This is a genomic window from Pseudomonas fluorescens, assembly GCF_005938625.1.
Lineage (GTDB): Bacteria > Pseudomonadota > Gammaproteobacteria > Pseudomonadales > Pseudomonadaceae > Aquipseudomonas > Aquipseudomonas fluorescens_BD.
In genome coordinates this window covers 78,953-96,990 of record NZ_VCNJ01000026.1, presented here as the reverse complement: position 1 = coordinate 96,990, position 18,038 = coordinate 78,953, and the positions used below count along the sequence as shown (strand labels likewise).

The following is an 18,038-nucleotide window of genomic DNA, read 5'->3' as shown; positions in this document are numbered from 1 at the left end:
CATAATATTTATCTGTTGATTTCTTGAGCTTAATCTTGGCGAAAACCCAACATTTTTGAGACTAAACCTGCCATGCTTTTAGTGTCCTTCGGTATCCATCTGCCGTAGTGTTTTCTCACCATTGTTGTGTCGGCGTGCCCAAGCTGCCTGGCTACCCATTCGACTGGCACATAGCTCGACAGCATCTGGCTGGCAAACGTGTGGCGACACTGATTGGCACCTCTGTGGCGGACTTCGGCCTTTTTCAGGTGGGCGGTAAACCAGTTGCTCAATGTTTTACCACTCCAGAGTAAGCCGCTGGTGGAGCTGCGAAAAAGGAATGTCACTTTCATTTTTTTGGAAGTGATGTTGTCGCGTTGGATAACGGTGATCTCTTCGGCTTGTGCTTCCTTGGCGGCGGCGACAATCTCCCTCATGAGTTCGAGGGCAGGGTCTATCAACTCAACGACTCGTACCCTTGAGCGTTCCTTGGGGACTTTAAATTCTCCTACGACCAACGCCCGCCGGACGTGTACCAGGCCGGCTTGAAGGTCGACGTCTTCAGCAGCCAGTCCGATAAGCTCGGACAGAGACAGCCCGGTCCAGCAATTGAACTCGATCATTCGGGCATCAGCTCGCCGGCTAGGGTCCGCTTTACCAATCAACTCGATCTCGGTGCGGCTGAAGGGGTCAGCATGCTCGAGGTCGACGTCCGACCCGACGTTGCTTATCCGGTCGAGCGGATTCGCTTTCAGTATTCCGTCACCGAATGCGTCGGCCCAGACTCCGCGAACGACAGTGAAAATGTCGTTCACTGTCTTCGGGGCCAGGCCTTGCTTCAGCAACTGAGCTTGAAACAGCTCGATGTCGCTCTTGCTGATGTCGACGATTCGACGCTTACCGAATTTCTTCTCAACATGTACTGCTTTGCTCACGTAGTTGACGACGGTGCTTGACGCTTTGAGCGCGCGCTGGACTTCTAGCCAGCGATCAATACCTTCTTTCACTGTACGCTTCAGCGAAGGGCCGCCAGTGCCTGTGAACATTGCAGCCCTGGGTGATTTCGGAAAGTGTGCCGCGTAGTCGAAGCGGCCCTCTTTGATTTCGGTGAGGATGGTCCGACGCTTGTTATCCGCATACGCAATAGCGGCCTTGTTTACTTTCGAGATCCCTTCCAGTGGTTCCCGGCACCGTTGGCCATTGAAGATGAACCAGATACGCAACTGCTTGCCGTTCATCTCAACGCCGGTCGGCATCTTATCGATCATGGTTTCCCTTCCATCCAGCGCTCAATGGCTGCGCGGTTGTAGACGATTACATTGGCAGGGTCATACCGCCAGTGTTTGCCTTCAAGCCACAGACCTCGGGTGCGGTACTTGCGGACTGCTTCGGTGCTCAGGCCGAAAACCGGGTACAGCAAGTCTTGGCGGAACCAGGCGCCCGGTGTGATGTGAAAGTCGATTTTCTCTGCTGCACTCATTGTGATTTCTCCGCTGCTCGCCTGGCGATACCTTCAGCTTGGCGCTGCTTGCTGCATTGTTGATGGTTGCCATGTGCTCGCGAGGTGTCACACCTGTCGCATATGGTTTGTAAGTCCAGAGGTGGCATTTGCCCTCGGCGAATTCGAACCGTTCGGCGTAGCGCTGTCATGTGGTCACCGGAGCAAGAAGAGCTGCCATGGCAAGCGCTTGATCACGTAGCTCAATCGTGTCTCTTTCGAGTTTTTTGCCTGTGCGGAAGGCGGCGAACGTCTCGGCGGCAATTCGAAGCTTCTCGGCGATGTTGAGTAGCGTCTGGCGTTCGGTTTCGCCGAGTGACAGTTTTTCTTGAAGACGCTTGCTGAATCGCGCCAGTCGGGCGTGGTCGGCCTTAATAAAGTCGAGGGAAGCCTTCAATTCGCGAATGGTCTTTGCGCTTTCGGCGCGTTGGATCGCATCGCTTTCTTTCATGCCTGCGGACATACCGTCGTTATGCCCCATGAAATAACCGGCCCAGACAAGCAGTCCGGCCAAGACGATCAGGGCGATGAGTGCGCAGATTTGAATTGCAGTCATGTGCTGTGTACCTCAGTAGATCCCTCCGCAGGGATACTTGGTGAGAGGCCGGCGGAGGGGTGTTGGATGGGTGGGTTAGCCCAAGTTGAAATTGCCGATAGTCAATTGCGCACCGCCCCCGACTTCGTGCTGCACGACTTCCTTGAATTCTTGTGCCAAGTCTTCGCGAAGCTGTTCTTCTCCAATCCAGCGTAGGCGCAGCAGGGGTTTGTCCCCGCCAGTGAGAACGGCTACACGCAGGCGGATGATCTGGACTTTCAGCCCTTCATATGGCTCGACCGTGAACAGAAATTCAGCAGGCAATCCTTCTGAGGACTTGGCCTCAATCTGGTCCATCGCTGAACGAGAGGCGCTTAGGTCGCCGACGATGTGTTCGCTCTTGCGTGCTTGCTCGATGCTGATGGAGCGGATGGCGCTCGCGGCTTTACGCAAATCGATGGGACTGTCATCGGTCGCGAGGGCTTGGAGATTTGATGCCCAATCCTCGATCCAGTCGCTGAGTTCTTTCTGCGCGAACTGAATGCTCGCTGCACGCTCCAGCGACCGGAACGCAGCAGTTTTTCTCAAGTTCAGGGTGGCGGTGAAGTCGCCGTGCCCTGGTGACTTGGTGTCGCCCAGGTTGAAAATGACTGTGCACGACATTGCTTCGGCGTCCACAAAACCAGACGCTACAACCTCGGCACTTTGCGTCATTACGTAATTGCCGAAGTCCAGCAGCGAGTGAGTAGTGAGCGCGCCGCGGAATCGGCTACGAGCGGCTTGAAATTTCTCGATGCTGTGGATCTTCTGGTCAGACGGCAATACCAGCGCTGGGGTGAAAGTATCCAGCGGCTTGGCATAGGCCAGAACGGCGGTGTCCTGAATCAACTGAATTGCTTTGGCTTCCATTGAATCGACTTCCTTTGGTGAGGGGTTTGGAATCGAACGGTTTAGGACTTCGCGTGAATTGGCGCGTCATCGCGGTTGAATAGCTGACCGGCGCGGGGGGCTTCGGCGAACAAAGTCAGGCGCCCGCCCTCATTGACGTGCATCGGAGTATCGAGGGTGGTGTCCTCGGTACGACTGCCGCGTTTGGTCGGCACCTTGTAGGCGAGCTTGTGATTGACGGTGACTTGATGACTGTTGGCGATCTGCTTCAAGGTGAAGGTCAGCGTGACCGAGCCGACCTTGCCGTTATCAACAACTCCTGATGCCACTTCAGAAAGGGCGTGACCGATCTGATTGGCGAAGACGCCTGTGTTGAGTTCGCCGATGAATTCGGCCGTATCCGTAGGTTTCATGTGCTGTGCCTATTGATGTGCGATTTGTTTGCCTCTGGACGGCAGAGGCGACCGTTGAAATCAAGCCGCTTGCTTCGCCGCTTGGGCGTCGAGGAACTCGGCCAGGTCGTGCAGGTACACCACTCGTTGAGCGCGAGCCGACCCGTGCAGACGCTTCACGACCAGCGCGATACGACCTGCCTTGATCTCGGCCAGTAGGTAGCGGTCGGTGCGAATGTGTGCGAAGTACTGTTCCCGAACTGCCGCCAGGGTCGGGCATGGAGTAGCGAACTGACGTCGCAATTGTTCAAGTGTGTTGCTCACGCTGCGTTCTCCCCGAACCCCTCCGATGGGGGCAGCAGCTTGAGGCGAATCAGTTCGGCGAGGCCTTCTTTACTTTTGCCCATGGCAGCCGCGCAGATGTTGCCCTTGGCGTCAGCCACCACGGCGCCAAATGGGAACTCAGGCGAGTTGGTCGGCGTAACGTAGGCGACTTGCCCGTCAAGGATCACGTTGTTGACGCAGCGAAATACTTCGGCCAGCTCGGTGCTTAGTACGGGCATGCTTTCCAGTAATTGGATGGCTTCCGTCGAGGCGCCAACGAGTGTTGCGCGGCTGACTACTCCCGGGCAGTTCAAGTAGATAGGGATCAGCTTCAGGGCGCCGAGGGCTTGCGTGTAGGCATTGAGGTAGTTGGTTTTCATGCCGCGGCGTCCTTTTTGGTAATGATGATTCCTAGCTTCTTGGCCAGCCATTCGATCCCTTCTTCCTTCACCATCACCACGGAGTAATGACGGCACTTGTTGAGGGACGGAATCACGGTGCTGCGCGGATCCGAATACAGATAGCCACGATCACGGTGCTGGCTGGCTAGATCGCCACTGCTGTTGAGAATGCCCAGCTCGCGCAAACTGGTGCGGAAGGCGCGGGGCTTGAGTCCGAGCAATGCGGCGGATTCGTCCAGGGTGCGGTTTGTCATTACGCTGCCTCAGGCCGCCGCAGCACGGGTGTGCAGGGTGTCCACAATATGGTTTAGGTTGGTGAACAACTCTTCGAACGGCCCATCATTCGGTAGCCAGATATCTCCCGGCGCGCGCACGACACCGTTTTCACTGCTGTGCTGGTTGACGGTGAGAGCAACTATCCGCTCCATGTGAATCACCACGCCGCCACGTTTACGGATGAAGTCCGCTTCGTTTTCGAACCGCACGTCGCTGACGACAAAGCCGCGTGTTTCGTCGTGGGTGCGAGCGAGTAGGTCGAGATTCTGTTCCGCAAGCAGCAGCCAGAGTTCGGGATGCACGTTGTTGCGGCCCCACTCGGTGCCAAGTGATTGCATTAACTGGCGAGGGGATCGGCCGAGCCATGGCAGCGGCAGTTCCTTCTGGGCACCGTCGAAGTCGCAAGGGCTCAAGTTGAGGATGTGCATCAGACCGTCACGCAGTGGGTCAGCGAACGCGTAAGCCTGGAATCCATGGTGGCTTACCAGATGCTGCGCGGCGGTGTCTTTACCAGAGCGGGCGACGCCAGCGATGCCAATTAATAGAGGCTTCATGCTGCATCACCCCCGAACGGTCCGCATCCGTGAGTGATGACATTTACTTTTGCCGGTGCTAAGCGAGTGCCAGGCGCGACGATTACCAGTAGGCCGGTGCGTTTTTGAATCTCTTTTACGGCTTCTGGGTTAGTGCAAGCTGATGGGTGTAGGTACACCGGGCAACGAGCGTTGTTGTGCTGTGTTGTTTGCATGTCCGTACTCTTTGGTGAGAGATTTACGATGCAAACGATACAAATACGTATTGATTCAGTCAATACGTATTTGAATTGATTTTTTCACGATGCAAAAAAAGCCCACATCGCTGCGGGCCTTTTTTGGGTTATGTATTAGAAAATTTCAAGCTTCGAAAATACTACGCCACAAATGATTGCGTCGGCCCCTAACTCAATGATCGGCTCTGGCCATGCTGGATTCAGCGGTTTCAGAAACCGGCGGCTGCCCTCCATCACCAATTGCTTGAAAGTTGCTTCTTGGCTATCCATGAGCTTGGCAATTACAAGAGAACCATTCTCCGCATCTTTCGCGGGATCAACAAAGATGATGTCTCCGTCTCGAAAGGATCTACGTTCATGTTGATTGAACATGGATAGTCCACGTACTCGCAAGGCATAGCTTTGACTGCTATGGGATGCGGCGCATGGGAGCCATATCTCCGCATCATCAAGGGTCCTAACGTCTTCAATCTCACACCATGCGCCGGCCTGAACCCAAGAGATGAGAGGGACATAGCCTTTAATAGCTGGCCCAGGTTCAACGTTGGTCTCATTCGCAGATGGCGCGCCCTGATCAATCATCGGGTCTTTGTGTTCGCCTCCCTTCCAAAGCCAGTTGCTGCTGACCTTCAAGGCTTTGCTGATCTTTTCGATATTTTCATGGCGTGGGCTGGTTACCGCGTTCGTCACAATTCTATGAATCGTCGGTTGCGGAACGCCGGAGCGTCGGCCGAGTTCGCCTTCTGACAGCCCCAATTCCTGCATGCGTTGGGCGATGCGGTCTCCGATCACTTTTTCTCTGCCTTGATTCAAAAACGTATCGCCGAGTGTATTGAATCATTCAATACGTTTGTGTATTGTGGCGACCAATGCGAAAGCGCATCGGTGAACGATATGACTATCCAAGAAATGCTTGCGGAGCTGCTTCGGTCTGGTTTGTCCCAGAGAGTTATTGCAGATCGCGTAGGAACAACACAGCCGACTATCAATCGCGCCGCGAAAGGTGCAGATGTTCGGTACGTAACGGGTAAGGCAATCGAATGCCTATACACCCAAGAGAAAGAAGCGGCCGATCTTAAGTCGGCAGCTTAAAAGGTGCTGAGCTGGGGCCTCTCACCAAAGAATCCCCCAGCCCAGCTACGACGATACACAGCACATGCACATCGGTCGTGGTCGTAGGATAGGGTTTACCCTGGGCTATGGCTACACCGTAAATAGGGGATTTACGGTTATGAGTCGCACAGATCTTTTGCCGGACGCTGGTCCGGTCCTGCCTCTACGCCAAGCGATCTATCGCGCTGGTCGTGACTATAAGGGCGGAATTACCGCCCTTGCCTTTGAAATGGTGTTGGACAACGACACCCTCCAGAAAAAACTCAAGCTCGATGAAGAACGCCGGTGGCTGAATCCAGATGAGCTTGAGGAAGTGATCAGGCTAACCGCTGATCCACGCTTGCTGGACGCATTGATGCGTCCAGCAGGTGCGGTTTGGTACCGGCCCGTGGCCGTACCGGCAACCCGTGATGCCTTGAAAGCGGTTGGGAAGCTACTCGGGGAAACCGGTGAATTCGTGGCGAAGATGCACGACGGCGCGGCGGACAACGTCTGGGAGCTTCATGAAGTCGTGGATCTCGAAAAGCACGGAATGGATGTGATCCGCGAAGTCCTTGGAATCATGGCGGGCGCTCGTCAGGCGATGGAGGATCGCATCAATGGCTGATGATATCGACCGCGCAAACGAGCAGGCGCAATACCTGCTTGATGTTGCTATTCATCGCAGTCGCCGCGTGCCATCGAGCCGCGTTAGCGCGCAGTTCTGTGACGACTGCGACGAACCAATCCCGTTGCTTCGACAGCAGAAGGTTGAAGGTTGCGAGACCTGCGTCTCTTGTCAGGAGTTGCGGGAGGCCCGGCGATGAGTGAATCGGGCAAAGGAACAGCCATTGCTACATGGGCAAAGCGTTACATCAGTACTTTTGACTTGGCACTCGTATCGATTGATCCAGGTGAAAAGGCTCCGAAAGGCCTAGGGTGGAATAAGCCCGGAGGCTATATCACCGACGCCGACACGGCCGAGGCGTTCTGGCAACGAAACCCAAATCACAACCTTGGCGTCGTTCTGGGGCCGAGCCGCGTTTGTTCATTGGATGTTGATGACGTTCAATGGACGCGTCATGTTCTGTATGAACTGTTGGGCCTTGACCTTGATGCGATGTCAGTGGTGTTCCCGACTATCGTCGGGAATCCGCTGCGATTCCGGGTGGTGTTCAAGGTGCCGGAAGGCATCGAACTCACGCGTCATTCACTTTCATGGCCGAATGAAAAAGACCCGGACGGTTCGATTTTCAAAGGGTTTATGGACAAGGCCAAGGCTGCGAAAGAGCAGGGTGATCTTGCCGCAGAAGCTGCTGCACGAACCGAAGCCGAGCCGTTCAAACGCTTCACGGTCTTTGAACTACGTGCGGGATTGGTGCAAGACGTATTTCCACCATCAATTCATCCCGGTACCGGCAAACCTTACATCTGGAAAACCGCTCCAAGTGCTACTGACGGGCTGCCGACGCTGACCAACGAGCTGCTTACCATTTGGCAGAATTGGGAGTTTTTTAAGCGAGATGCTGAAGCTGCGTGTCCATGGGCGGTTGCGCCACCGGAGGCACCGGTCAAAGCCAAAAAGCGTCCTGCACTCGGTGGCGGCAAACGGCCCTCAGTAATTGATGAATTCAACCGTTGTCACGATGTTGCGGAGCTTCTTCGTGCCCATGGATACATCAAGCGAGGCAATAAGTGGCTGTACCCTCAAAGCAGCACCGGTCTGCCAGGGGTGACGATCAGTGAGGACAAGGTTTATTCGCACCACGGTGCTGACCCTCTCGCGAACGGGCATCAGAACGACGCCTTTGAAGTGTTCTGCATACTCGAGCACGGTGGCGACCAGTCGAAGGCTGTGAAGGATGCTGCGCGAATGTTGGGCATGCAACACGCCGCCCGTCCAGATCCGAATGATCTTCCCCCCACCCCATCCGGTGAATTGAGCGGGCCGATCTCCGACGAAACATGCCCGTCCAGCGAGGCCGCTCCTGCTCCTGACGGGGGGGCGGGGGAGGTCATAACGTTGGACCACATTCTGCGTCGTTTCGCGTTGGTCGAGGGCACCACGCACGTGTGGGATTGCGACCAATCGAAGGTAATGAAGAAGTCCGCCTTCGAAGCTCGTGTGGGCAAGCCACTGGCCAAAGCCTGGTTGGACGACACCGGAAAGAGGCTGATTTCTGACGATCATGTTCGGGAGATCGAGCAGGCGCGCCGTATGGCTGGGAAGAAAGGCGGCGCATTCGGGATGTCTCCAACCGATCGCTATGTTTACATCGATGGCACCAAAGACGTTTGGGATCGCGAAAAGAAGCGGCGCATAGCCGAGGGCGCGGTGAAGATGGCGCTGGGTGACACTTACCCTTTGTGGCTGAACAGCAGCGAGCGCCGCACCGTCGATGTTGAACACATCGTGTTTGATCCGACCATGACGAAGGATCCTGCGGTGTACATCAACACCTTTGACGGGTTGCCGCTTGAGCCAGTCAGGGATGATGCAGCGTGTGCCAACCTGCGTTGGCTGATCTCATTTCTTTGTAACCATGATGAAGCTGCAACCGATTGGCTAACTCGCTGGCTGGCGTATCCGCTGCAGCACTTGGGCGCCAAGATGGACACCGCTGTGTTGATGCATTCGATTATGGAAGGTTCGGGCAAGAGCCTGTTGTTCGCTGACGCGCTCGGCATGCTTTATGGCCAATACGCGGCGACTGTTGGTCAGACGCAGTTGGAAAGCAGCTTCAACGCGTGGCAAAGCCGCAAATTGTGGTCGGTCTTTGAAGAGGTCGTCAGTCGAGATCAACGTTACAACCAGGTGGGCAAGATCAAGCACTTGATCACTGGTAAAACGGTGCGGATGGAGTCGAAATTCATTAATGGCTGGGAAGAAGCCAACCATATGAATGCGGTGTTTCTCAGCAACGAGATTCTTCCCTGGCCAATCAGCGACAGTGATCGTCGAATGCTAGTCATGTGGCCTATGGAGACCCTGCCAGTCGCAAGGCAAAAGGCGATTGGTCGTGAACTGGAGCAGGGTGGGGTGACGGCGCTCTACGGTTGGTTGCTGTCGGTCGATCTAGGGGACTTCAACCAGCGCACGCGGCCGCCATCGACAGAGGCGCGTGAGCGTTTGGTCGCCTTGAGTCGGGCCGGCTGGCAAACATTCTTGCATCTGTGGAAGTACAGCGAGCTGGGGCATGGGCTTTGGGGACCGTGTCTATCGACCGACCTCTATTCGTTGTTTCTCGAATGGTGCCAGCGCAACAAAGAGCACGTGATGAGTCAAACCAAGTTCTCTCTATTTATCAGTTCCGAGGTGGATAAAACGCGGGCGATACCCTGGACTGACGGCAATAACCGTCGCTTCGGCGCGTTTTTCTTTCCCGTGGATCTGGATGCTTCCCCGCCCCCATCACTCAAGGCGGCAGAGCTGGGCAAGCAGGTGGAGAACTGGCGGGCGAAGGCCAAGCTGGCGGGCTGGCACGTGGACAGCTGGGATCACATCAAGGCGCTTGCAGCATGACTATTTTCAAAAGTGTGTTGGGTGTGTTGAGTGTGTGTCGGGTTGATTTTGAATACCCCACACAATTTGAGTGCCCTAATTACATGCCTTCGCGGGTGTTGTGTGGGGTGTGTTGGGTTTTGTGTCGCGCACGCGCATGCATGACGTTCTTTGCAACGAATTCAACGGAAGGAATTTTTTCTTATGCGAAGACTGATAAACCCAACAAACCCAACACACTCAACTCAAGTTTGATTGAAGCATTGAATTTAAAGGGATTTATGTGTGTTGGGTTTGTGTCGGGTTGGGGTATTTCTGTGTCGGGTTGGGTTTTACGGGGGCAGGGCAATGATTGAAGCGATGGAGTTGTTGCTGAAACATTGGGGCGAGCAATGCCGACACGGCGGTGAAACCGGAGGCATGGGTAGCCCGATGGCGACGATCATGGAGTGGGGCGGTTGCGCGCCCCGAGGAACACCCGGTTCTCGGATCCTTCTCGACGGTGGTGCAGGACCAGATGCAATTGCGCAGGAAGTTGGTGCCGCCCTTTCCGAGATAGCCCGGCAAGATGGTCGGGGTGAAAGGCTGCAACAGTTGGCGGTTATGCGTTATGGCTTTGACCCTGCACCAACATGGGCAGCGCAGATGCACGAACTTGGCTACGTCTCAAAGGCGAAGCAAACCTACTACGATCTGGTGCACCGTCTTCATGTCCGACTCTTTGAGGTGCTGGCCGAGCGCAAGGACGCACGTAAGTGGCTTACCGTTGGTCGGGGCGCTTTACCTCAAAGTCTCCTCAAAGTTGCGTCAAAGTTGCGTCAAGTTGGATAACCGAAAATGCCCTCTTTTCGGTTCCGTACTCAGGGGGTAAAAAGTCCCCACGATATGGATTCTGCGCCTTGGCGCTTCCCCGAGCACGTGCTGTGCACTTCGTCCTGGCGTATGCCGCGACATTGAAAACCCTGCCCTCCGGCGGGGTTTTCTTTTTTGTGTTCGGCATGCTCCTTCACTTGAGGCACAACATGACAAATGAGCAGCAAGCGCTGGCAGAAATGCCGATCTGGTTGGTGATCGTCCTGGCTCTGGTCGGCGGCGTATCCGGTGAGATGTGGCGAGCAGACAAGGATGGTGCCCGGGGCTGGGCGTTAATGCGTCGGCTTGCGCTTCGATCCGGTGCCTGCATTGTCTGCGGAGTCTCGGCAATGATGCTGATGATCGCGGCGGGCATGTCGCTCTGGACTGCGGGCGCCTTGGGTTGTCTCACGGCAATGGCCGGTGCAGATGTTGCCATCGGCTTGTACGAACGCTGGGCTGCCAAGCGGCTTGGCGTGTGCGATGTCCCGCCGAATGGTGGCGGGGCAGCCTGAAACCGCCGGGGACCCTGGGGTTATTCGGAGGGTACGGGGTCGGAAACCCGCGCAACTCGGTTTCTGCGAGCACTGAAAAGTTACTGAAATTTCAATCACTGAAATCTCATTGAAAAAGGACTGAAAAATCTACTATGACTGAGCCTCTCTACCTCTCGAAAAGCGCCTTCGCTGCTCGAATTGGAAAGGCGCCCAGCACCATCACCTGGCTGAAAGACAACGGGCGTTTGGTGATGGCGCCGGATGGGAAACGCGTCGATGTATATGCGACAGAATCCCTCATCAAAGAAACATCGGACCCCAGCAAGGCCGGCGTTGTCGCCCGTCACGAACGTGAGCGGCAGGTCAAAGACGGTTTCAGCACTGCGGTCCCCGAACCTTCGCCGCCGTTTTTGCAGGCTGCGCAGCCCTCGAGTCTTTCTGCTGCCGCCGCACTGCCTGACTTCCAAAAGGCGCGTGCTCGAAAGGAACACTTTGCATCCCTGAGCGTCGAGGCTGATTTTTACAAGGATCAAGGTGTACTGGTTGAGTCGGCTGTGGTCGACAGAGCTGCCTTCGATACAGGCCGGCTGCTGCGTGATTTGCTGATGACCATGCCGACTCAGATCGCTCCGGAATTGGCAGCGATGACCGATCCATGGATGGTGGAAAAACAATTGTTAGCTGCGCTACGTCGAACACTGGAAGACGCCGAACGGATGTCCTCCGCTGATTTGCAGCGTGCGCTTTCAAACGTGGGGAGTTAATCATGGCCAACTACGCCGATGGCACTGAGGTGTACCGCAGCGGCTACTTTCGCGGACTGCGGCCGGAGCCTGAGCTTTGGGTTGACGAATGGGCCGACCGTTACATGCGGATCCCCCAAAGCCAAGGCGGCGCTGAACCCGGTCCCTATCGGACGGCACGTACGCCTTATGCTCGTGAACCGATGCAATGTCTATCACCGGCGCATCCATGCAAGCGGGTGGTGACAATGGTCGCCTCGCAGTTGATGAAGACGCAGATTGCTTTGAATTGGATCGGCGGCTGTATTCATATGGCGCCGGCGAACATCCTGTTATTGGAACCTACGCAGCGTTTGGCACATGACATTGCCGCACGTTTTGATCAGGCCGCAGAGGTGGTTCCTGAACTACGCGAACGCATCGTCAAACCCCGATCAAGGGAGGGCACTAACACCTCCGGAGTCAAACAGTTTGAGGGTGGCCGGTTGTTCATTGCGACCGCCGGCTCTTCTTCAAACCTCGCAGAAAAGTCGGTGCGCTACGTCTACGGCGACGAGATCGATCGTTGGGAGATGGATCTGAACAGTGAGGGCGATCCGGTCAAGCTGGCGGAAGCTCGAGCTTCAACGTTCGGGCGCAATGCCAAGTTCTATTTTTCAAGTACGCCAACCCTGAAGGGGGCGTCGCGCATTGATGATCTTTTCCGCATCAGCGATCAGCGTCACTTTTATGTGCCGTGCCCGCACTGCCAACATATGCAGGTGCTCGACTGGTCTCATCTGAAGTGGGACGAGGCGTATGCCCAGGTTCAGTACCTTTGCAATGGGCCTGAATGCGGCGCGCTAATCGATGAACATGAAAAGGCCACGATGTTGGCAAAGGGTGAGTGGCGCGCTCATTCTCACGGTGACGGCGAAACCATCGGCTTTCAGCTCAATGCCCTTTATGCGCCCCTTGGATGGACTAGCTGGGTCCTGCTAGCTCGCGAGTTCGACTCAGCGATGAGCGAGCAGAAAAAAGGCAATCAGTCGCTCATGCAGGTGTTTTACAACACTAGGCTTGGGCTGCCCTGGGACAGCGCGCTTGAACAGACCAAAGCAGATGAACTTCAAGCCCGAGCGCTGCAAGAAACGTACGTGCTCGGCACCGTACCCACGGGCGCGCTGATGCTGACTGCCGCAGTGGACGTTCAAGGCAATCGTCTTGAGTTCATGGTAATGGGCTGGGGTGTCGGACTGGAGCGTTGGGTCATTGACCATCAAGTCATCATGGGTGACCCATCCGACGACAGAACATGGGAGGCGCTAGATACCAAGCTCAAGGCTCGCTACCGTCATCCTAGTGGCGTCGGATTGGGCATCCTCGCTACCGCCGTTGACTCGGGTGGACACCATACGCATGAGGTTTATCAGTTCTGCCGCATTCGCCGTTGGCGAAATGTCTTTGCAGTAAAAGGCGAGAGTCGTAAAGGTAAGCTGGTTATCGCTCAGCGTCCGTCCCGCGTTGATGTTAATTGGCGCGGGAACGTCGAAAAGAATGGTGCCGAACTCTGGATGATCGGCACCGATACTGCGAAGGACTGGATCTATAACCGCTACGCGTTGGAATCTGGACCCGGGGCCTTGCACTTCGCCAAGGATCTACCTGATGACTTCTTTGCCCAATGTGTGGCCGAGCGCAAGGTGGCTCGTTTCGTTAAAGGTCAGTGGCGCGTTGAATGGACGAAGGGGAAGGCCGATCGTAACGAAGCGCTCGACCTGATGGTGTACGCCTTGGCAATGGCCGAATACCTGGGCCTTGGGCGTTATCACGCTAGTGATTGGGATCGAGTACGGCAATCGCTCATGCAGCATCACTTGTTTGAAGACAAGTCGGTCCAAGCTGATCCGGAAGTACCTATTTCGTCAAATGAGACACCTGAGGCGTTGCCGGTCTCGAAAACATACTCCGCCCCGCCTGCTGACTCTGTTCAATCAGTTACTCCACGCCACCAGCCTATGGCTGTTCCTCCACGCCGCGTCAGTACAAGCGGCTACCTCAAGAGACGCTGATATGTCCTTTACGAAAAAGCACCTCGACGCGGTTGAGGCGGCCATTGCTCGCGGTGAGAAAACTGTGCGCTACACCGACCGTACCGTGGAATACCGCACGGTCGATGAACTGCTCAAGGCGCGCGAAGAAATACGCTTGTCGCTGGCAAGTGCAGCTGGGCCACGTTCGCGCGTGGTCCGGCTGTACCACGCAGGGAAGGGGGTCTGATGGCCCGACAGTTTCCAACGCTGACCCGTAACGGATTTGTCCTGCCGTCCAACATCAAGGCCAGTTACGAAGGTGCTGGAGAGGGACGCCGCTCTGCTGGCTGGGACGCGCCCGACAACGGGATCAACAGCATCAACACCCCGGCACTGCGCAACCTGCGGTCGCGTTCCCGGGCAGCGGTTCGCAACGACCCGTATGCCTTCAACGTCATCGACAAGCGTGTAAGCAACCTGATCGGCACCGGTATCACGCCTCGGCCGACGACTGACGACGATGTCTTGCGCAAACTGCTGCAGGAGCTGTGGGGAGATTGGGTCGATGAGTCAGATGCGGATGACCGTACCGACTTCTACGGCCAGCAGGCGCTGGTGGCACGCACGGTTGAAACCTCGGGCGAATGCTTTGTTCGGTTGCGTCCTCGCAGTCTAGATGAAGGTTTGGCGGTTCCGCTGCAGTTGCAGATCCTGGCACCGGAGTTCGTGCCGCACGACAAGTTCGAGTCCACCAAGAACGGTAACGTGATCCGCGCCGGTATTGAGTTCACCCCCGGCGGCAAGCGCGTAGCGTATTGGATGTACCTGTCGCATCCGCGTGATGCCTCCTCGCTGAATGCTGGTTACAACCAGCTGGTGCGCGTACCCGCCGCTCAAGTGCTGCACATCTTCGAGCCGGTCGAGCCTGGCCAGCTACGCGGTGTGCCACGATTGTCGCCGGTGCTCAAACGGCTGCGCAGTCTGGACAACTACGACGACGCGGTGCTGTTCCGTCAGGAAGTGGCCAACCTGTTTGCCGGTTTCATCAAGCGTCCGGCGCCGGACTCGGGACCACTTCCCAGAGATCCGGTGACCGGTCAGCCGCTCGATCTGGATCGCGATGGCTTCACCCCGATGGTCGCTCTCGAACCCGGCACCATGCAGGAACTGGGCGCAGGTGAGGAGGTTGAGTTCTCCAAACCACCAGACGCCGGCAACAACTACCCAGACTTCATGCGGCAACAACTGATGGCTGCTGCAGCGGGGTCGGGCACGCCTTACGAGATCCTCACCGGCGACATGCGCGGCATCAACGACCGAGCACTGCGGGTGGTGCTCAACGAGTTTCGGCGCCGCCTGGAACAACTGCAATTCAGCGTGTATGTGCATCAACTTTGCCGCCCGGTACGGGCCGCGTGGATGGACATGGCGGTGCTGTCGGGTGTTCTGGTGCTGGACGATTACGCGCAGAAGCGCCGCCAGTACCTGCGCACTCGCTGGGTGCCACAAGGCTGGGCCTACATCCAGCCGGTGCAGGACGTGCAGGCGCGGCGTATGGAAGTGCAGGCCGGGTTTTCGTCGCGCAGCGAGATGGTCTTGCGTACCGGCTACGACGCCGAAACGGTCGATCTGGAAAACGCTGCCGATCTGGCGCGCGCCACCGCATTGGGCCTCAACTACAACACCCTTGATGCCGTCGAAGACACCGACGACAAGGAGCAACCATGAGCAAAACTGCGAAACCGCGTATTTACAACCGCGCCGGCAAACGCGTCGAGGTAAAGGACAAGACCTGGTATGCCGTTAATGCCAGCGGCGAAGCGACCGATCGAGTGATCGAAGTTTTCGTCTATGGCGAGATCGGCGCGTGGGGCATCACTGCGAATCAGTTCGTGCAGGATCTGCGGGCCATGGATGATGGCGTTTCACCAGTGGTGGCCGCGTTCAACAGTATCGGCGGTGACCTGTTCGATGGTCTGGCCATGCACAACGCGCTGTCGCGGCTGGGCGAGCGCTGCACCGGTCGCATTGATGCACTCGCAGCGAGTGCGGCCAGCGTGGCTGTGTGCGGTGCACACCGCGTAGTCATCGCGGCGAACGCCATGTTGATGATTCATAACCCCTACACCTATGCAGGCGGGGACGCTGAGGACTTCCGCCGGGTCGCTGATGTATTGGATCAAACCTTGGAGGCGATCCTCGCGGCGTATAAGGCCAAGGCGCCGGACATCGATGACGCCGAGCTGCGGCGAATGGTTGATGCTGAAACCTGGCTGACTGCTAACGAAGCGGTGGCGCTTGGTCTTGCAGACGAAGTCGGCGACGGCATCAAGGTCAAAGCATGCCTCGGACAGGGAGCGGTGCTGCAACGATACCAGCACGCTCCGGCTGAGTTGGTGGCACAGCTCGACGAACCACCTGAACTGGATCCTGAACTGGAACCTGTGGAGCCGCCTCTGGTGCCTCCCGTAGTCGACTCTGCCAAGTTGGCATTGATGATCTCTCAGCGCTGCACGGCGGCGGGCATCAGCAACCTGATCGAGCCGCTGCTCAAGTCCACCCAGCTTGAAAGCGAGGAAATCGTTCTCGCCGGCCTGGCACGTGCCAAGGCGGTGAACGACCTCTGCGTGGCCGCACGTCTGCCGGAATTCAGCGCCGAATATGTCGCGGCCGGTCTGGATGCGGCGGCGGTTCGCGCGCGTCTGTTCGACAAGATTGTCACCAGTGGCAAAGGCTTTGAAATCGACAACAGTCTGCCGCTGGCGGACGACCCGGCACCCAAGGTGCTGGCCAAACAACCTGACCCCAACTCGATTTGGGCTGCTCGCCAAGCGGCCCAAACAGGAACCGCGCGCGGCGCGAAAGGAGCACGAGCATGACCATCAAACAGGAACCGATGCACGCAGGTGAATTCCTGCTGTCCGAAGGCGCTGGCACCATTTCGCGTGAAGCGATCAACGTCGCGGCCGGTCCAGCGTTGTGGCCGGGACAAATCCTCGGGCTGGTGACAGCCTCCGGTGAATTCGCACCCTACGAACCGACTGCTGAGGACGGCAGCGAAAACGCTGTCGCCATTCTTTACGGCCCGCTTGGCGAATCCGATGTGGTGCGTCGCGGTCGCGCCGTGGTGAGGTTGGCCGAGGTCAGCGAAGCACACCTGACCGGCTTGGATCTGGCCGCCGAGAAAGCACTCGCCACTCATTTCGTGATCGTTCGCTAAGTCGATTCTTTTTTATATGCATCCCGCCGCGCGCGGGATTTTTCGTTTCTGGAGAGTACCCATGGCCGATATCGCCATTTTTGACGACGAAGCGTTTACCGTTACTTCGCTCACCGCTGCACTTAATGATCAACCCTACCTGCCAGGGCGCATCAGCGCCTTGGGCCTGTTCCGCGAGGAAGGCATCACCACCCTGACCGTGCAGATCGAGAAGGACGGCGACACCTTGGCACTGGTGCCCGCTGGCGAGCGTGGTGGTTCTGGCCTGGTGGTCGCAGCCAGCAAGCGCAACCTTATCCCGTTCAACACTGTGCATCTGCCGGAACGCTTCACCATCAAAGCCGATGAGATTCAGGGCATCCGCGCCTTCGGTACTCGCACTGAGTTGCAGGCGGTGCAAGACGTGGTCAATGCCCGACTGGCCAAGGCTCGGCGCCAGTTGGACGCCACGCACGAGTTCCAGCGCATGGGCGCATTGAATGGGCAGATCCTCGACGCCGACGGCAAAACCGTACTGCTGGATCTCTATGATCGCTTCGGTGTGAAGCGTCAAAGGATGTCCATGGGACTGGCGGATCCAGAGACAGAGCTGAGGGTTCAATGCGGCGAGGCGCTGGATATGCAGGAGGATGCGTTGGGTAGCGTGACCAGTACTGGCTCGCGCGCCTTCTGCGGTAAAAACTTCTGGAACAAGTTCATCGTCCACCCTTCGGTAAAAGAAACCTATCTCAACAGTCAGCAAGCGGCCGCGCTGCGCGGTGATGCCCGGGAAAGCTTCGAGTTCGGCGGCATTATTTGGGAGCGCTACCGTGGCAAGGTGGCCGGCGTTTCCTTCGTGCATGACGATAAGGCACTTCTGATCCCTGAAGGTGTGCCGGATCTGTACATCTCGGTGTTCGCGCCGGCTGATTACATGGAAACGGTCAACACCCAGGGCATTCCGTACTACAGCATGATCGAACCGCTGCCCTTCAACAAAGGCATGGCCGGTGAAGCACAGTCCAACCCGTTGCACCTGTGCACGAGACCACGTGCGCAGGTCCTGCTGGAACTCTGAC

At 56.8% G+C, this 18,038-nt stretch carries 23 protein-coding genes; 13 read left to right on the top strand and 10 right to left on the bottom strand.

Features of this window, described 5'->3' with window-relative positions; all coding sequences use genetic code 11:
• Nucleotides 1–29: 29 nt before the first annotated feature.
• The 10 genes from FGA82_RS17365 to FGA82_RS17315 form a co-directional block, all read right to left on the bottom strand.
• Nucleotides 30–1,247, bottom strand: coding sequence for an Arm DNA-binding domain-containing protein (locus tag FGA82_RS17365; RefSeq protein WP_141127996.1), 1,218 nt, complete (start codon nucleotides 1,245–1,247; stop codon nucleotides 30–32).
• Nucleotides 1,244–1,459 (bottom strand): excisionase family protein, encoded by a 216-nt coding sequence (gene xisR, locus FGA82_RS17360; protein ID WP_073473060.1) that lies wholly within the window; start codon nucleotides 1,457–1,459, stop codon nucleotides 1,244–1,246. Before xisR ends, FGA82_RS17365 begins: the two co-directional genes overlap by 4 nt.
• Before the next feature lie 166 nt (nucleotides 1,460–1,625).
• Nucleotides 1,626–2,033, bottom strand: a complete 408-nt coding sequence (locus FGA82_RS17355) for a hypothetical protein (protein ID WP_141127995.1) — start codon at nucleotides 2,031–2,033, stop codon at nucleotides 1,626–1,628.
• 75 nt (nucleotides 2,034–2,108) lie between these two features.
• Entirely contained in the window at nucleotides 2,109–2,921 is an 813-nt protein-coding gene (locus FGA82_RS17350; RefSeq protein WP_141127994.1) for a DUF2303 family protein, read from the bottom strand.
• Between the two features lie 41 nt (nucleotides 2,922–2,962).
• Nucleotides 2,963–3,313 carry a hypothetical protein gene (locus FGA82_RS17345; RefSeq protein ID WP_141127993.1) on the bottom strand — a complete coding sequence of 117 codons (351 nt, stop codon included), beginning with the start codon at nucleotides 3,311–3,313 and terminating at the stop codon, nucleotides 2,963–2,965.
• Between the two features lie 60 nt (nucleotides 3,314–3,373).
• A complete protein-coding gene (locus tag FGA82_RS17340; protein ID WP_073473050.1) occupies nucleotides 3,374–3,616 on the bottom strand; it encodes a pyocin activator PrtN family protein in 243 nt (80 codons plus the stop codon).
• Nucleotides 3,613–3,996 carry a hypothetical protein gene (locus tag FGA82_RS17335; protein ID WP_141127992.1) on the bottom strand — a complete coding sequence of 128 codons (384 nt, stop codon included), beginning with the start codon at nucleotides 3,994–3,996 and terminating at the stop codon, nucleotides 3,613–3,615. The genes FGA82_RS17340 and FGA82_RS17335 overlap by 4 nt, the downstream gene beginning before the upstream one ends.
• Nucleotides 3,993–4,271 carry a hypothetical protein gene (locus FGA82_RS17330; protein ID WP_141127991.1) on the bottom strand — a complete coding sequence of 93 codons (279 nt, stop codon included), beginning with the start codon at nucleotides 4,269–4,271 and terminating at the stop codon, nucleotides 3,993–3,995. The genes FGA82_RS17335 and FGA82_RS17330 overlap by 4 nt, the downstream gene beginning before the upstream one ends.
• Before the next feature lie 9 nt (nucleotides 4,272–4,280).
• On the bottom strand, nucleotides 4,281–4,847 hold the full coding sequence (locus FGA82_RS17325) for a deoxynucleotide monophosphate kinase (RefSeq protein ID WP_141127990.1): 567 nt from the start codon (nucleotides 4,845–4,847) through the stop codon (nucleotides 4,281–4,283).
• Nucleotides 4,848–5,176: 329 nt separating this feature from the next.
• Nucleotides 5,177–5,875 (bottom strand): LexA family protein, encoded by a 699-nt coding sequence (locus tag FGA82_RS17315; RefSeq protein ID WP_241662888.1) that lies wholly within the window; start codon nucleotides 5,873–5,875, stop codon nucleotides 5,177–5,179.
• Between the two features lie 418 nt (nucleotides 5,876–6,293).
• On the opposite strand from FGA82_RS17315, the gene FGA82_RS17305 reads away from it, so the two are divergent.
• The 13 genes from FGA82_RS17305 to FGA82_RS17245 all read left to right on the top strand — a co-directional run bounded on the left by FGA82_RS17305 (nucleotide 6,294) and on the right by FGA82_RS17245 (nucleotide 18,037).
• Nucleotides 6,294–6,782 (top strand): phage regulatory CII family protein, encoded by a 489-nt coding sequence (locus FGA82_RS17305; protein ID WP_034156300.1) that lies wholly within the window; start codon nucleotides 6,294–6,296, stop codon nucleotides 6,780–6,782.
• Nucleotides 6,775–6,981 (top strand): TraR/DksA C4-type zinc finger protein, encoded by a 207-nt coding sequence (locus tag FGA82_RS17300; protein WP_101158491.1) that lies wholly within the window; start codon nucleotides 6,775–6,777, stop codon nucleotides 6,979–6,981. Before FGA82_RS17305 ends, FGA82_RS17300 begins: the two co-directional genes overlap by 8 nt.
• Nucleotides 6,978–9,677: a DUF5906 domain-containing protein gene (locus FGA82_RS17295; RefSeq protein WP_141127988.1), complete on the top strand. Its 2,700-nt coding sequence runs from the start codon at nucleotides 6,978–6,980 to the stop codon at nucleotides 9,675–9,677. Before FGA82_RS17300 ends, FGA82_RS17295 begins: the two co-directional genes overlap by 4 nt.
• Nucleotides 9,674–10,012 carry a hypothetical protein gene (locus FGA82_RS17290; protein ID WP_141127987.1) on the top strand — a complete coding sequence of 113 codons (339 nt, stop codon included), beginning with the start codon at nucleotides 9,674–9,676 and terminating at the stop codon, nucleotides 10,010–10,012. Before FGA82_RS17295 ends, FGA82_RS17290 begins: the two co-directional genes overlap by 4 nt.
• Nucleotides 10,005–10,487, top strand: coding sequence for a hypothetical protein (locus FGA82_RS17285; protein WP_141127986.1), 483 nt, complete (start codon nucleotides 10,005–10,007; stop codon nucleotides 10,485–10,487). The genes FGA82_RS17290 and FGA82_RS17285 overlap by 8 nt, the downstream gene beginning before the upstream one ends.
• 191 nt (nucleotides 10,488–10,678) lie before the next feature.
• Complete coding sequence (locus FGA82_RS17280) at nucleotides 10,679–11,023, top strand: phage holin family protein (RefSeq protein ID WP_073473576.1); 345 nt, start codon at nucleotides 10,679–10,681, stop codon at nucleotides 11,021–11,023.
• A gap of 134 nt (nucleotides 11,024–11,157) precedes the next feature.
• A complete protein-coding gene (locus tag FGA82_RS17275; RefSeq protein ID WP_141127985.1) occupies nucleotides 11,158–11,769 on the top strand; it encodes a terminase small subunit in 612 nt (203 codons plus the stop codon).
• Between the two features lie 2 nt (nucleotides 11,770–11,771).
• Nucleotides 11,772–13,799, top strand: coding sequence for a phage terminase large subunit family protein (locus tag FGA82_RS17270; protein ID WP_432767169.1), 2,028 nt, complete (start codon nucleotides 11,772–11,774; stop codon nucleotides 13,797–13,799).
• Between the two features lies 1 nt (nucleotide 13,800).
• Complete coding sequence (locus tag FGA82_RS17265) at nucleotides 13,801–14,007, top strand: phage head-tail joining protein (RefSeq protein WP_141127983.1); 207 nt, start codon at nucleotides 13,801–13,803, stop codon at nucleotides 14,005–14,007.
• Nucleotides 14,007–15,488: a phage portal protein gene (locus tag FGA82_RS17260; protein WP_141127982.1), complete on the top strand. Its 1,482-nt coding sequence runs from the start codon at nucleotides 14,007–14,009 to the stop codon at nucleotides 15,486–15,488. Before FGA82_RS17265 ends, FGA82_RS17260 begins: the two co-directional genes overlap by 1 nt.
• Nucleotides 15,485–16,639, top strand: a complete 1,155-nt coding sequence (locus FGA82_RS17255) for a head maturation protease, ClpP-related (protein WP_141127981.1) — start codon at nucleotides 15,485–15,487, stop codon at nucleotides 16,637–16,639. The genes FGA82_RS17260 and FGA82_RS17255 overlap by 4 nt, the downstream gene beginning before the upstream one ends.
• Nucleotides 16,636–16,980 carry a head decoration protein gene (locus tag FGA82_RS17250; RefSeq protein WP_141127980.1) on the top strand — a complete coding sequence of 115 codons (345 nt, stop codon included), beginning with the start codon at nucleotides 16,636–16,638 and terminating at the stop codon, nucleotides 16,978–16,980. The genes FGA82_RS17255 and FGA82_RS17250 overlap by 4 nt, the downstream gene beginning before the upstream one ends.
• Nucleotides 16,981–17,041: 61 nt before the next feature.
• Entirely contained in the window at nucleotides 17,042–18,037 is a 996-nt protein-coding gene (locus FGA82_RS17245) for a major capsid protein (RefSeq protein ID WP_141127979.1), read from the top strand.
• The last annotated feature ends 1 nt before the right edge of the window (nucleotide 18,038 follow it).

Bases quoted from the DNA above. Each gene is read 5' to 3' on its own strand.
- FGA82_RS17365 (WP_141127996.1), bottom strand. From the start codon at position 1,247: ATGATCGATAAGATGCCGACCGGCGTTGAGATGAACGGCAAGCAGTTG.
- xisR (WP_073473060.1), bottom strand. From the start codon at position 1,459: ATGAGTGCAGCAGAGAAAATCGACTTTCACATCACACCGGGCGCCTGG.
- FGA82_RS17355 (WP_141127995.1), bottom strand. From the start codon at position 2,033: ATGACTGCAATTCAAATCTGCGCACTCATCGCCCTGATCGTCTTGGCC.
- FGA82_RS17350 (WP_141127994.1), bottom strand. From the start codon at position 2,921: ATGGAAGCCAAAGCAATTCAGTTGATTCAGGACACCGCCGTTCTGGCC.
- FGA82_RS17345 (WP_141127993.1), bottom strand. From the start codon at position 3,313: ATGAAACCTACGGATACGGCCGAATTCATCGGCGAACTCAACACAGGC.
- FGA82_RS17335 (WP_141127992.1), bottom strand. From the start codon at position 3,996: ATGAAAACCAACTACCTCAATGCCTACACGCAAGCCCTCGGCGCCCTG.
- FGA82_RS17330 (WP_141127991.1), bottom strand. From the start codon at position 4,271: ATGACAAACCGCACCCTGGACGAATCCGCCGCATTGCTCGGACTCAAG.
- FGA82_RS17325 (WP_141127990.1), bottom strand. From the start codon at position 4,847: ATGAAGCCTCTATTAATTGGCATCGCTGGCGTCGCCCGCTCTGGTAAA.
- FGA82_RS17305 (WP_034156300.1), top strand. From the start codon at position 6,294: ATGAGTCGCACAGATCTTTTGCCGGACGCTGGTCCGGTCCTGCCTCTA.
- FGA82_RS17300 (WP_101158491.1), top strand. From the start codon at position 6,775: ATGGCTGATGATATCGACCGCGCAAACGAGCAGGCGCAATACCTGCTT.
- FGA82_RS17295 (WP_141127988.1), top strand. From the start codon at position 6,978: ATGAGTGAATCGGGCAAAGGAACAGCCATTGCTACATGGGCAAAGCGT.
- FGA82_RS17290 (WP_141127987.1), top strand. From the start codon at position 9,674: ATGACTATTTTCAAAAGTGTGTTGGGTGTGTTGAGTGTGTGTCGGGTT.
- FGA82_RS17285 (WP_141127986.1), top strand. From the start codon at position 10,005: ATGATTGAAGCGATGGAGTTGTTGCTGAAACATTGGGGCGAGCAATGC.
- FGA82_RS17280 (WP_073473576.1), top strand. From the start codon at position 10,679: ATGACAAATGAGCAGCAAGCGCTGGCAGAAATGCCGATCTGGTTGGTG.
- FGA82_RS17275 (WP_141127985.1), top strand. From the start codon at position 11,158: ATGACTGAGCCTCTCTACCTCTCGAAAAGCGCCTTCGCTGCTCGAATT.
- FGA82_RS17270 (WP_432767169.1), top strand. From the start codon at position 11,772: ATGGCCAACTACGCCGATGGCACTGAGGTGTACCGCAGCGGCTACTTT.
- FGA82_RS17265 (WP_141127983.1), top strand. From the start codon at position 13,801: ATGTCCTTTACGAAAAAGCACCTCGACGCGGTTGAGGCGGCCATTGCT.
- FGA82_RS17260 (WP_141127982.1), top strand. From the start codon at position 14,007: ATGGCCCGACAGTTTCCAACGCTGACCCGTAACGGATTTGTCCTGCCG.
- FGA82_RS17255 (WP_141127981.1), top strand. From the start codon at position 15,485: ATGAGCAAAACTGCGAAACCGCGTATTTACAACCGCGCCGGCAAACGC.
- FGA82_RS17250 (WP_141127980.1), top strand. From the start codon at position 16,636: ATGACCATCAAACAGGAACCGATGCACGCAGGTGAATTCCTGCTGTCC.
- FGA82_RS17245 (WP_141127979.1), top strand. From the start codon at position 17,042: ATGGCCGATATCGCCATTTTTGACGACGAAGCGTTTACCGTTACTTCG.